We start from the raw sequence: 12316 nt of genomic DNA, 5'->3' as shown, positions 1-12316 counted from the left end.
AAGGACCACCCCGCCATGACGACGGGCACGACGAGCGAGATCAGCACGTTCAAGGGTCAGGACAGACGCCTGCGCGCCGACCGCATAGGCCTCGCCGGTCTGCTCCTGTCGGTCGTCGCCGCGAGCGCGCCCCTGATGGTGACGGCGGGCGTCATGCCCACCACCTACGGGACGATGGCCATCGTCGGCCAGCCCCTGCTCTTCGTCATCCTCGGCGTCGTGCTGACCCTCTTCAGCTTCGGCTACGCCGAAATGAGCCGCCACGTCCACAACGCCGGCGCCTTCTACGCCTACATCGCGCGCGGCCTCGGCGGCACGGCCGGCGCCGCCGCCTCCGTCGTCGCCCTCGTCGCCTACAGCCCCATGCAGTTCGGGATATACGGCATCTTCGGCTACGAGCTCTCCGGCCTGCTCGACAAGCACCTGGGCCTCGCCGTCGCCTGGTGGGTCCCCGCCCTCGCCGCCGTCCTCGTCGTCGGCGTCCTCGGCTGGCTGAAGATAGACCTCAGCGCCAAGGTCTTGGGCGTCCTGCTGCTCATCGAGTGCGTGATGGTCGTGGTCTTCGACATCGCCGGCGTCGCCGACCCCGGCCCGCAGGGCGTCTCCTTCCACGCCTTCGACCCCGCCACCCTCGGCGGCGGCGGCCTCGGCACCGCCCTCTGTTTCACCATCGCCGCCTTCGTCGGCTTCGAACAGGCCGCCGTCTACGCCGAGGAGACCAGCCGCCCCAACGTCGTCGTCGCCCGCGTCACCTTCCTCGCCGTCGGCTTCGTCGCGCTCTTCTTCGCCGTCAGCTCGTGGGCCCTCAGCGTCGCCGCCGGGCCCGGCAGCATCGTCGGCCTCGCCCAGGAGCAGGGGCCTAACCTCCTCTTCGGCCTCACCGAGGACCGGCTCGGCGGCACCTTCACCGACGTCATGCACGTCTTCTACGTGACCGGCATGTTCGCCGCGATGCTCAGCTTCCACAACGTCGTCGCCCGCTACGCCTTCGCCATGGGCCGCGAGGGCCTGCTGCCCGCCGCCGTCGGCCGCACCTCCCGCGCGAGCGGCGCCCCGGCCTACGGCTCCCTGCTGCAGAGCGCCGTGTCGCTGATCGCCGTCCTCCTCTTCGCCGTGACCGACGGCCGCCCGCACGACGACCCCACCGCGCCCGTCCTGCGCCTGTTCACCTGGAGCGGCAACGTCGGCGCCCTCGGCGTCATCGTGCTGATGGCGGCCGCGTCCGCCGCCGTGATCGCCTTCTTCGTCCGGCGCGGGGCCGCGCGGACGCAGGCGCCGCGCCTGATCGCCTCCGGCGTCGCCGGGGTCGCCCTCGTGGTCATCGCCGTGTACGCGGTCAAGGACTTCGACGTCCTGCTCGGCGCCGACCCCGGATCGCCCCTGCGCTGGATCCTGCCCGGCACCATCGGCGCGGCCGTCGTCGCCGGCATCGGCTACGGCATCGTCCTGAAGTACCTGCGCCCCGGGGTGCACGGCAGCATCGGCCTCGGCAACGAGGCGTTCCAGCTGGAGAAGGCGGCCGCGGCGGCCGCTCCGCGCGGCGACTGAGCGGCGACTGAAACGAAGGGCGGGGCGGAAGAGGGAGCGGCCCGCGGGCCTACTCCTCCACGCCCTTGCCCACCCGTCGCGACACCGTGAACGTGTAAAGGTCCAGCACCCCGGGCGGCTCCGCCAGCCCCGGCCCGCCCGCCCGTATCCAGTCAGCTATGTCGGCGAGCACGTCGTCGTCGTTGACGAGCCCCAGCCACACGGGCCGCCCGCCGGCCGCCCGCCCCGCCGCCGACGGCTGTACGACCACCACGTTCGCCTGGTCGCACACGTCCAGGCACTCGGAGGCCCGCACCTGGGCGGCATCGCCCAACGCCTTCCGCAGCCGCGGGATCTGCCCGGCGTGATCGACCCCCGGCACCTTCCGCGGATCGCCGCAGCAGCAGCCGCGGCAGACGGTGACGCGACAGGGGGCGGAGGCGGCTGCCGGCCTCGGGCGGCGGGAAGGGTTGGTGATCATCAGCCAGATGATACGCACGGGCCCGCCCGGCCCGGCCGCCGCGGACAACACGAAAGCGCCGGTCGATGAGACCGGCGCTTTCCGTATGTGTCCGAGGGGGGACTTGAACTCTCCACTCGGGCACCAGCCCATAGGCGCTCTGACCTGCGGGATCGCCTGTCGCGGTAGGGGTTCGACAGTCCTGCTCTTCCTGTCTTTTCCTGCTGCTTCAGGCCGCCTCAGGACGCTGTTGGTCACCCGTTGGTCACGTGCCCAACCTACCTGGCCAGGACGGGCGATCTCGCCCGCTCGGTCAGGCTTTCTCGATGGCCTCGAAGATGTCGGCGTCGGTCTCCTGCTGCCACTTCGGCAGGTCGGGCCAGTCGGCCACGTAGCCCGGCTTGGGGTCCTCGAAGTGCTTGAACATCTGAGCGGTCCAGCACGTCGCGACGAACCGACTCTTCTGCTCGCGAGACAGCCTCGATGCGTGCCCGCCGCTGATCTCGATGAACTGCCGGACCTGGTCGTAGACCGAGCCTGCGGCCTCGCGCTCCCACTGCGGGGTGTCGTCCCAAGGCGTCACGTACCCGGCCTTCGGCTCCCCGGGGAAGTGCTGGTGCACTCCCGCGATCCAGGCTTCCCGGAACACTCGTGCACCTTCGGTCTGCGACATGCCAACCCCTCTCGTCATGGCGTGCTGAGCGCGGCGATCTCCGCCCCCAGCTCCGCTACACGGTGGTCCCTGCTCAGGGGGCCGAACTCGTCGCACAGGGTCTGGAGTCTACGGGCGACGTATCCGGAGGAAGAGGCTTGGGCCAGGAGGAGGGCTTCCCAGCCGTACGCGACGACGTGTTCGGGGTCTCGCCGCTTGGCGCCGATGGCGGCGAGGTCGGTCAGGACGGCGCCGCGCCGTCGGTAGGACTGCCCGGAGGCAAGGGCGGTCTGCTCCAGTGCCCGCCTCAGTGCTTCCTCCGCCAGGTCGAGCCGTCCGAGCTGGACGTAGCGGGCTCCCCGTTCTTCGGCCAGCCGCGTCCCGTCGAACCGCAGCCACCCGCCGTTGGTGCTGCCCGCGCTCAGGTCCATGACGTGCTCCGCCTGGTCCAAGGCGCGCTCGCATGCGGGGAGGTCGCCCAGGCCGGCGTACGCCTCTGCCTGGACGGCGGCGACCCAGTGCCGCGTGGCGAGGTTGCTGTCACCTCGCCCGGCCAGCCGCTCAGCGGCTCCCAGGACTTGTGCCGCCTGCCGGTAGCGCTGCTCCGACATGTCTACGTAGGCGTGCCGGACGAGTGCGCACGCCCACAGATCGTAGGCTCCGGCGTCCCTGCTAACGGATGCTGCGAGGGCGTAGGAGGCAGCCGCGTCGGTGTACCGGCTCGCGTCGAACGCAACTTCCCCGGCCAGTTGGAAGAGGTCGGCTGCCGCGCTCAGGAGCGGGCGGGAGTTGCCTCGGGTGTCGGCCGCGAGGGCTTCGTTCAGGGTGGTCAGTTGGTCGCGGACGATGGGGTAAACGGACCCCTTGGACCGGGCCAGTTGGTAGACCTGCCAGAGGTGGCCGTTCATCCGCGTGAAGTCGCCGGGTGCGCCCCTGAGGACCCCATCGGAGAGGGCTTCCGCCTCGTCCAGCGGCAAGGCGGTCAGCGCCCCGCTGACGGTGAGGATGCGGAGGAATTCGCGGCGGATCACTTCGTCTGGGTCTCCCACACTCGGGTGGTCACTGGGCTGCTGGCATCTGGTCGTCCGGCTTACGGCTCGTGGCTGTGTCAGAAGGGCATCCAGCTCTTGAAGGCTCACTTCGAGGGCGGCTGCCAAGCCTGGCCGCTGAGGCGGCTGCGGTGCGATCTTGCCGCTCTCCCAGCGTCCGACCGTTGTGCGGTCCACGCCAAGTAACTCGGCCAATTTCTCCTGACTGTAACCCAGGGTCTTGCGCCGTTCCGCCAGTCCCATGTCGCCCCTCTTCCCATGACCTGAACCCACGGCGTTCCCGTGCACGGATGTGCTTCAAGAGTGCCGCATTGATGCCGTGGAGGGCTCGGACTCCCCGCGCTTTCCTTGGTGTTGTCGCAAACGGGCACGGGGGCAAACCTGCGGAAGGGTGCGGACATGGCAACGGAGAACGGCATGGCTCGCGATGGTTTCGGTTCCGCCCAGTCTCGGGGCCTCGGAGCTGACCGCCGCGTTCTCATGACCCTTCGGGTATCCCGCGACTCGGGTCGCACCTGGCAGCAGAGCACCAGCGTCCAGGAGGGTGACGCGTTCGTCATCCTGTCCGATCCGGGGCGATACCCGCCCTGCGGGTGTGCCCGCTGCACGGGCCACCAGTCGCTGTCCGCCACGTCGCTCCGCCCGGCTGACATCGAGCCGAGGACGGCGTGAGGTCTGGCTTACGGAACTGGGTGCTGCGCCGCTTCGGCCGGTACGCAGGTCCGCTCTACCTGGCCATGATCCTCGGCGGCTCGGCTGTGTTCCTCGCCGGAGCCCTTGCGACGCGGTAGCCGCCTCGAAGGCTGCTGCCCTCCCGTTCCTCCCGCCGGATTCCCGGCGGGGGTTTCCGAGTAGAGAGGTAAGTCCGATGGTGGAAGAGAACACCGGTTCGGCGGCCCCCGAGGGTGGTGGCCTGCTCGTCGCGAAGCGGAAGATCGTCGCCGCGCGCACCCGCGCCGAGCAGGAGTCCGACGTCAGTAGCGGCCGTTCCGACGGCAACGACTAACGGGGCTGCCCACGATGCTTGATGCAGCCTCGTGGGCGGGGCGTCTGGGCGGGGACACGTTCCTCGCCCAGACGTACCACCGCTCCTACGCGCACTTTCCCGGCACCGCCAACACGGCGGGCCTGTTCTCCTGGGACGACCTCAACCGGATCATCGCCACGCAGCGACTGGAGCCGCCCCGGCTGCGCCTGTCGGCCGACGGCGAGATGGTCCCCCTTCACCGCTACGCGATCCCGACCACGAACCGCCGGGCGGTCACCTGGTCGCGCATCCAGCCGGCCGATTTCCACGCCCAGCTCAAGGACGGGGCGTCGCTGGTCCTCGATGCGGTCGAGAAGATCCACCCGGCGGTGGGTGCGGCTGCCGAAGGTCTTGAACGGTTCCTTGGCACGCCCGTGCAGGCCAACGCGTACGCATCCTGGACCGATAGGGAGGGCTTCGGCCTGCACTGGGACGACCACGACGTGGTCGTGGTGCAGGTTCACGGCTCGAAGCGGTGGCGCTTGTACGGCTCCACCCGTGAGGCTCCGACCTTCCGGGACGTGGAGTCACCGGAGAGGCCCAAGGGTGGCCCGGTGGCGGACATCGTTCTCGCCCCCGGTGATGTGCTCTACCTGCCGCGCGGCTGGTGGCACGCGGTCACGGCTGACCAGGGGACGGAGTCGCTGCACCTGACGTTCGGCATGGTCCCGCACACGGGCGCGGACCTCATGCTCTGGGTCGTGGATCAGCTCCGGTCGTCCCTCGCACTGCGCAAGGACATCCCGCGGTTCGCTTCCCTGGTGGAGCAGTCGGACTTCATCGAGGCCGTGCGCCGTGAGGTGCTGGGCATGATGGCGGACCCCCGGTTGGTGGAACGGTGGGCGCAGTCCATCGACACGACCGACCTGGGGCACGCGATTCCCTCGCTGCCCTACGTGGACGGGCTGCCCGCACGGCCGGAAATCACGGTCAAGCTGACCGCCCCTCGGGGCCGTCTGACAGCGAACCCCGCCCACAGCACGGTCACGTTCTCGGCGGCCGGTACCGCCTGGGACTTCGCCGAGTCGGCCGCGCCCGTACTGGGCACGCTGCTGACCGGTCAGCCGACCACGCTCGGAGAGATGGCCGACTCCACCGGACTGGAGATCAAGGACGTGGCCGAACTGGTATCCGCCCTAATCGAGGGCCATGCCGTCGCAGTCGTGGGGACCGCGCTGTGACCGCCGCTCTCTCGCTAGGGACGTACCGCGTGCGTGCCGTCAGTCAGGCGGCACGCACCGCCCTGGCTGCCGGTAGCGCCTGGGTGGACACAGCACCCAACTACGCCCACGGTCGGGCGCATGAGGAGCTGCGCCCGGTTCTCGGGGAGTACCCGAGCGTGCGGGTAGCTACGAAGACGGGGTTCTTCACGGAAGAGCAAGGCCGCACCGCCCTGGCTGAGGGCGTGCTCACCAGGGAAGAGATGGCCAGCCGGCACAGCCTTGAACCGGGCTTCGTTCGCTGGCAGACGAAGCGTTCGTTAGGCTCACTCGGCCGCGTGGACCTGGTGTTCGTGCACAACCCCGAGCACCACGGGCATGGCCTTGACCGTGCCGCTCTGCACTGGCGTGTACGGGAAGCCTTCACGGCGTTGGAAGAATTCGCTCATGCGGGCAAGATCGGCGGGTACGGGGTCGCCACCTGGACGGGCCTGACCTCCGAAGCATTCACGGTTCCCGAGTTGCTCGCGCTCGCGCGACAGGCGGCGGGCTCCGCCGAGCACCACTTCACGGCGTTGCAGATGCCCGTCAGCCTGATCATGGACGACCTGATCAGACAGGCGCTCGACGGCGGCGGACCGCTGGTGCAGGCGAAGGACGCGGGGCTGATCACGTTCGGCTCCGCACCTCTGCACGGCGGCGAACTGCTGGATGCCATGACGCCTGAACTGGTGAACTTCATCCGCCCTGGTCTGTCGGCCGCAGCCGCTGCCCTGCTGGCTGCTGGATCGTGCCCCGGCCTCGATGTCGTCCTGACTTCCGCGAGCACCCGCGAACACTGGGACGATGCGGCGAAGGCTCTGGCTGCACCCCTGACGGCCGATGAACTGAGGAGGGTGACCGATGAACTCGCCGCCGAGTGAGGACGTACAGACCCTGATGGAGGCCGCGCACGACAGGGCGGCGAAGGCTCTGGGTCTCATGTGTACGGGTCCGCTGGCCTGGGGGTTCCAAGGTGTGACCCTCGGTCGGCAGGCAGGGGAGCGGTGGCTACGGGTAGGCCGGACGGCCAGGAGGAACGCGGGCAGGAAGCAGGGGGAGGGCATCGTGGGGGCTTCCCTGCTGGTGCCTGACGCGGTCCCGCGCCCGCGCCTGTACGAGGTGCACGACTGGACTGACGGGGAGTGGGCCTTCGAGGCCGAAGTCCTCGATTACGTGACGCACCCCGTCGTGTCCCCGGAGCGGGCCGACCTGGACCGCGACCCCGGCTTGCCTGCCGAGTGGTGGGCCGACCTGCGCCGAGCTCTGGCCCTGCTCGCTGGAGCGGAGGGAGTGAAGGTCACTGTCCGGGATGGGTGGATCGAACGCGCCTTCCCTCAGTTTCTCGGCATCCCTGCCCCGGCCAAGGTGGAGCGGGCGACCGGTCATGGTGACCTGCACTGGGGCAACCTCACGACCATGCCCCTGACCCTGCTGGACTGGGAGCGGTGGGGTCTGGTGCCCTACGGCTACGACGCGGGTCTTCTCCACGCCAACAGCCTGCTCGTTCCCGACGTGGCGGACCGTATCCGGCTGGAGTTCGCTTCGGTCCTGGACACCCCAGTCGGCCGAGTCGGAGAACTCGCGGCCCTGGCAGAGATGCTGCAAGCCGTCGCCCGTGGCTGGTATCCGGACCTGGCCCCGCGCCTACTCGCTCGCGCGGAATCGCTCACGGGCGTTCGGCCACCGGTCCCGGTGCACTCGGAGGTCAGCGCCTGACAGGCCCGTGCATGACAGCGGCCCCCGACGTGATGCCGGGGGCCCGCCTGTGTCCGTGTGCGCCTGTCTCAGGCGCTCTCTCCGAGGTGGCGGTACAAGGTGGCACGACCGATTCCCAGGGTCTTAGCGATGGACGTGACGCTCTCTCCCTTGGCGTGCCGGGCACGGGCGACGGCTAGCTTGTCGTCGTCCACGACGGACGGACGCCCACCGACGTTGCCGTTGCGGGCCGCAGCGTCCAGCCCTTCCAACGTCTTCTCCCGAATGCCTTCCCGCTCCACCTCGGCACTCACGGCGAGCACGGCGAACACGATGGCACCTGCCCCGTTCGGGTCGTACACGCCCTGAAGGGGACCGGACAGGAGTTCCAGTTGGATGCCGTCCGCCTGAAGGGTGGAAGACAGAGTCATCAGCTCCGCCGCACTGCGGGCAAGCCGCTTCATCTCGACCACGGTCAGGACGACGGGCTGATTCGGTGCGGCTGCCTTGATCTCCCGTGCCAGCGTGAGCGCCTTCTCAAGCTCCGGCCGCTCCTTCACGCGGGTGCTGATCTTCTCCGAGAACACGCGGGTGCAGTCGGCACGGGCCAGCATGTCCAACTGAGACTGGAGTTCCTGCCCGACCGTGGAGCAACGGGCGTAGCCGAGTCGGATAACTGCGCCCGGTATCGCGTCGGGTACCTGCGGAACGGGAGCGCCTGCCGTCCATGCCTTGCCGGGGTTGCGGTCTGCCGGAGTCTTCACGGTCAGTTCCGCCTTGAGCGCGGGCACCAGTGCGAAGCGCCCCGTGTGGTAGCTCGCCGCCACCTTGCCCGTGGTCGTACGGCAGGGGCTACCGGCAGGGGCATCGCACTTCGGGCAGGCGTGACGTTCGACCTGTGCGGCCGGGGTATTCGTGGACATGACGAGACAGTCCCATAAACGTGTCCCGAAAGCTAGCCTGAGGGGTGATGTTTCGGGACGGGTTGCGAGACATCCGAGCGGGGGCGAAACGGATACGCCTCGAGCTTGGCCCAACCGTCCCGATAACGAAGGTTTTCGAGACGGCGGCTTCCGGTAGCCGCCCCTCTCCCCCCGAGGGGCGGAGGCGGCCAGACCCCACCTTCCCCATGGCCCGCACATCACCATGACGGGGTGCTGCGCGATCGACTACCGCTAATCTGAGTGGAGTTGACGTGGCGCTAGTAGCTTCCGGGGGGGACAACGTGACGGCTGGTAAGGGCGGATCTCCCGACAAGGAGCAGGGCAAGGTGGAGCCTGTCGGCGGGCAAGCGGAAGGGCCGGCTGTTCACTTTGGTGCGGTGAGTGGAGCCATCCACGTAAGTGGGCAAAGCAACGTATTCATCGGCGACAACCACGCAAACGTTCAGTCGGATGCAGGGCAGGACGTTAGTCAGGGGCGAGACCGCGAAACCCTCGCCGAGCAGCGCCAACGCTTCTTCTTCGACTTCTTGAAGCACTCCCTTAAGCAAGCGGAGTGGACGTTCCGGTTGAGCGTTTGGTTCATGTCTGGTGGCGCGGCTGTCATCCTGGCTGGCGGAGTGCTAGCGCTGGTGCACGCGGGGAATCCCGACCTCAGCTACCTACCGATCGTGACGAGCTTGACGGGTGCCCTGATTACGGTCGGCGGTGGCGCGCTGGCCGTCCACGCTCGCCGCGCTCGTGCCCACGTCACGGAGCAGGCCGACCGCATGGACGTCAAGATCGACCTTGATCACAAGCTAGAGACAGCCACCACGCTGATTGACAGGGTTGAAGATCCGGTAGCACGGGATCGCCTCAATGCGGCTGCGGCGATGAAGGCACTGGACATGCAGTCGAGCCCTGACGTGATGGTTGACCGCCTTCTGCCTGAGCAAGGGTTCCGTCAGCCTGGCGAAATCGAGTCGGGTGGTTCCCCTCGCTAACGCCGACCGCAGCGGGAGGGGTAGGGCCTGACACCCACCACAACGGCGGCGGAGCAGATAGTCACGACGCGCGACTGCGACGTCAAGGGTGGGGTATGCCCCCCTTAGCTCTAATCGCCGACCGCCATGTCTTAGCAGCTCGGATTCCGCCACGGTTCCAGGGGCGATCAGGCGGCTGCTGGTTGGCGATCAGCGATCATTTGCCCAGGTCAACGGTCTGATCTGAGGGTTCCGAAGTCCGAGGCGCCCTGGGGAGAACGCGGGATTTCATCCACCGGAAGGCCCTCACGATACCGATGAGCACACCAGCTATCAGCGGCAGGACAACAGTTACGGGCAGGGCGAGAAGTACGCCGGCAAGCGCGCCGACTGCCGCGGCGATCAGGATGCAGCCAACACTCAGCACCACCCACATCGCGTTGGAGAACATCCCCTCGTGTACCGCCTGCCACGCCCAGACACCCAGCCAGACGGCCCCGGCTATCGGCAGGACGATTCCCGGCAGGGTGAGACAGAGCGTGAGCCAGGTCGGCACGTCGTTGGCGCTGGCGCTATTCGCTGGCGTGGAGGTCGATTGAAAGGCATGAGAGCCCATGGCCCGTCGACGTCGCATGGGACCGCCGACCCGGTAACCCCCGTACAGCCCACGGCCAGTTGACCATCCACCAAAGAGTCCCATGCTGCCCCTCCCCCTCAGGAGTCGCATTCTCGCAGATGGCACGCGTCGGCCAACCCGCTGCGCGACTCGTCTCAAGAGAATCGAGAGCCGGTCGCGGTCTACCGCGGCTCGGTGGCCGCAGCGTGACTCGGCAAACTCGCGTGTGCAGCTGTGGGCGGGTCTATATCGTCAGGAAGGTGACTCCTCCCCAAGAAGACCCAGCAGCGGACGAGGTGGCGATTCGCCGTATCTTCGGAGACGGTTTCGTCGACTGGGTCCTCGCCGTCGATGGCCAACCCACGCGGACACCCGAACAACTCTCGGTTGCGACACTCGTTCACCGGGCATCGCAGGGAGTGGTACCGGAAGGGGCGCCAGTCCCTGCCTATCTCCGGATCAGCCACCTTGGGATGATCAACCCTGACACTGGCAAGACCTTGCTTAACGAACTCCGGCTGGCGTCAGGTGGTACGGAGCTGGTACTCCCTGAACCACCGGATGACAACGTGCTGGCAGCTCTGCACGTATGGGCAGCCGAGAACTTTGGAGGCCTCCTTCTAGGGGAAGGCGGATTCTCCCTCGGATGGGGAGGCCAAGCCAGGGAGCGCATGACTCGGGCCATCGCTGAGGACCCGGCCTTGCCGTTCACCATCGAATCTGCACCTACGGACGGGCTCCTCCACGTCACCAGTGCCGGCAGTGCTGGCGGCCTCCAGCTCGCAATGCTTGGACCGGGCATCGTCGCGGCAGCGTTCCGCCGCGCCTCTGCGCGGTGCGCGGCAACACCGGAATTGGATGACCTGCTCACTGACCTTCCCGCAGCGCTCAACACCGCACGGGCGCTCTATGCGGGGAAGGCTGTCCAAACGCTAGGCCTAGCGGGGCTGTCCGGAGTCCTCCTACCCGAGGGGAAGCCAGAACTCACCGCTCCCTGGGGCAGGGTGCGCATAGCTCTCGAAACCGATAATCGACTCGTCGACAGCCTTCGTGATCTCACTAGCATGTCGCTTCCCGATGGGTCGCAACTCGTGAGTCGAGGCACAGGAGATCTGACCGTAGAAACGACGGTTCCGTGGGTCTCGGAGTTTGCTCAGCAGCCTGCCGAGAGCGAGTTCCCCTCTGCCATCTCGTCGAGTAGCTACAGCCACCTTGAGCGCCGGGTTCAAGATGTCCGACTGGCCTTCGCCCTAGCCATGGACAACCCGCACTTGCCACCGCTACTGCCGACTTGGGCAAAAATCGATAACCCCATCGCGGATGTTACGGGTTACACGATGACAGAGATCGCCAGGCTGCGTCAGAGGACACCGACGCGCCTGTCAGTCGAGCAGGCCGAAGAGTGGGAACGATGGATTGCAGTACTGGACGGACTCGCACTTGAGAATCTCGGCCACGCGTCGCAGCGGCTGCTTCGCGCGATCACGGAACGTCAGGACCCCGTCGACGCCCTCGTGGACGCTGTCATCGTCTGGGAATCCATCTTCGGCACGCACAGTGAGATCACCTTCCGTGTCTGCGCCTCGCTGGCACGACTTCTCTGCCACACGCTCGAAGAACGCCTCGTCTTCATGAAGAAGGCCAAGGGTGTCTACACCATGCGAAGCAAGATCGTTCACGGGGCCAGCGACGTCAAGATGGAGAAGATCAGCGAGTCCCGCGATGTAGCCGTGCAGGTAGCAATCGCGGCACTCCGCGCTGTGTTGCAGGAGCGGCCGGACCTCTTGGCATTTGCTGACAGCGGCAAGCGGAGCGAGCACATCATGCTTGAGTAGACGCCCTTCGCCCATGTGCGCCTGGCCGGCGCGGCACCACCGGGCCACTTGTGTAGGTGTCTGCTTTCGGGCGTGGAGCGCCCCACTTGGCCAGCTCCACTGATGTCGGCCCCTGCGGGGCCGCACCGTCGAAGCCGGCTTCGGTCTGTGGCGGCCTCTGGCCGCTCCCTGTTCCCTAGCCTTTCGCCGCTGCCTCCTCGTCAGGTGGGGCGCTGTCGCGCCCCTGCTTCCCTTCGCCGCTGCCCACGTAAGTAAGTGGCTTCGCCCTATCGGCCCCCGTGGGGCCGCCCGGACGCAAACGGTTTCGCGCTGTGGCGGCCTGGGGCCGCCCCTTGCGCTGGCCCCTT

The 12316-nt window shown here is 67.8% G+C and carries 13 protein-coding genes; 8 read left to right on the top strand and 5 right to left on the bottom strand.

Going from position 1 to position 12316, the window contains the following annotated elements; genetic code table 11:
- Nucleotides 1-15 precede the first annotated feature (15 nt).
- On the top strand, nt 16-1548 hold the full coding sequence (locus tag IE241_RS26180) for an APC family permease (protein ID WP_190024281.1): 1533 nt from the start codon (nt 16-18) through the stop codon (nt 1546-1548).
- A 49-nt stretch (nt 1549-1597) separates the two neighbouring features.
- Here the strand turns inward: IE241_RS26180 and IE241_RS26175 are convergent, their stop codons facing one another.
- The 3 genes from IE241_RS26175 to IE241_RS26165 all read right to left on the bottom strand — a co-directional run bounded on the left by IE241_RS26175 (nt 1598) and on the right by IE241_RS26165 (nt 3931).
- Entirely contained in the window at nt 1598-2008 is a 411-nt protein-coding gene (locus tag IE241_RS26175; RefSeq protein WP_190024280.1) for a (2Fe-2S) ferredoxin domain-containing protein, read from the bottom strand.
- Between the two features lie 292 nt (nt 2009-2300).
- Nucleotides 2301-2660, bottom strand: coding sequence for a hypothetical protein (locus IE241_RS26170; RefSeq protein ID WP_161290195.1), 360 nt, complete (start codon nt 2658-2660; stop codon nt 2301-2303).
- A 14-nt stretch (nt 2661-2674) separates the two neighbouring features.
- Nucleotides 2675-3931, bottom strand: a complete 1257-nt coding sequence (locus IE241_RS26165; RefSeq protein WP_190024279.1) for a helix-turn-helix transcriptional regulator — start codon at nt 3929-3931, stop codon at nt 2675-2677.
- Between the two features lie 425 nt (nt 3932-4356).
- Here IE241_RS26165 and IE241_RS34675 point away from each other — a divergent pair, with 425 nt between their 5' ends.
- The 5 genes from IE241_RS34675 to IE241_RS26145 all read left to right on the top strand — a co-directional run bounded on the left by IE241_RS34675 (nt 4357) and on the right by IE241_RS26145 (nt 7633).
- Nucleotides 4357-4479: a hypothetical protein gene (locus IE241_RS34675; protein ID WP_268254429.1), complete on the top strand. Its 123-nt coding sequence runs from the start codon at nt 4357-4359 to the stop codon at nt 4477-4479.
- Between the two features lie 77 nt (nt 4480-4556).
- Nucleotides 4557-4694 carry a hypothetical protein gene (locus IE241_RS26160; RefSeq protein WP_165289379.1) on the top strand — a complete coding sequence of 46 codons (138 nt, stop codon included), beginning with the start codon at nt 4557-4559 and terminating at the stop codon, nt 4692-4694.
- A gap of 14 nt (nt 4695-4708) precedes the next feature.
- On the top strand, nt 4709-5896 hold the full coding sequence (locus IE241_RS26155; RefSeq protein WP_190024278.1) for a JmjC domain-containing protein: 1188 nt from the start codon (nt 4709-4711) through the stop codon (nt 5894-5896).
- A 29-nt stretch (nt 5897-5925) separates the two neighbouring features.
- The gene (locus IE241_RS26150) at nt 5926-6798 is read left to right on the top strand and encodes an aldo/keto reductase (protein WP_229899815.1); all 873 of its coding nucleotides are present in this window, start codon (nt 5926-5928) and stop codon (nt 6796-6798) included.
- A gap of 184 nt (nt 6799-6982) precedes the next feature.
- Nucleotides 6983-7633, top strand: a complete 651-nt coding sequence (locus IE241_RS26145) for a hypothetical protein (protein ID WP_229899813.1) — start codon at nt 6983-6985, stop codon at nt 7631-7633.
- 68 nt (nt 7634-7701) lie between these two features.
- Here the strand turns inward: IE241_RS26145 and IE241_RS26140 are convergent, their stop codons facing one another.
- On the bottom strand, nt 7702-8535 hold the full coding sequence (locus IE241_RS26140) for a recombinase family protein (protein ID WP_190024275.1): 834 nt from the start codon (nt 8533-8535) through the stop codon (nt 7702-7704).
- Nucleotides 8536-8837: 302 nt separating this feature from the next.
- On the opposite strand from IE241_RS26140, the gene IE241_RS26135 reads away from it, so the two are divergent.
- Nucleotides 8838-9539: a TRADD-N-associated membrane domain-containing protein gene (locus tag IE241_RS26135; protein ID WP_190024274.1), complete on the top strand. Its 702-nt coding sequence runs from the start codon at nt 8838-8840 to the stop codon at nt 9537-9539.
- A gap of 196 nt (nt 9540-9735) precedes the next feature.
- Here the strand turns inward: IE241_RS26135 and IE241_RS26130 are convergent, their stop codons facing one another.
- Nucleotides 9736-10074, bottom strand: a complete 339-nt coding sequence (locus tag IE241_RS26130) for a hypothetical protein (protein WP_190024273.1) — start codon at nt 10072-10074, stop codon at nt 9736-9738.
- A 320-nt stretch (nt 10075-10394) separates the two neighbouring features.
- On the opposite strand from IE241_RS26130, the gene IE241_RS26125 reads away from it, so the two are divergent.
- Nucleotides 10395-11969 (top strand): HEPN domain-containing protein, encoded by a 1575-nt coding sequence (locus tag IE241_RS26125; RefSeq protein WP_190024272.1) that lies wholly within the window; start codon nt 10395-10397, stop codon nt 11967-11969.
- Nucleotides 11970-12316: the final 347 nt, after the last annotated feature.

The organism is Streptomyces hiroshimensis, assembly GCF_014650335.1.
In the GTDB taxonomy this organism is placed as follows: Bacteria; Actinomycetota; Actinomycetes; order Streptomycetales; family Streptomycetaceae; genus Streptomyces; species Streptomyces hiroshimensis.
This window is presented reverse-complemented; position numbering and strand designations above follow the sequence as displayed.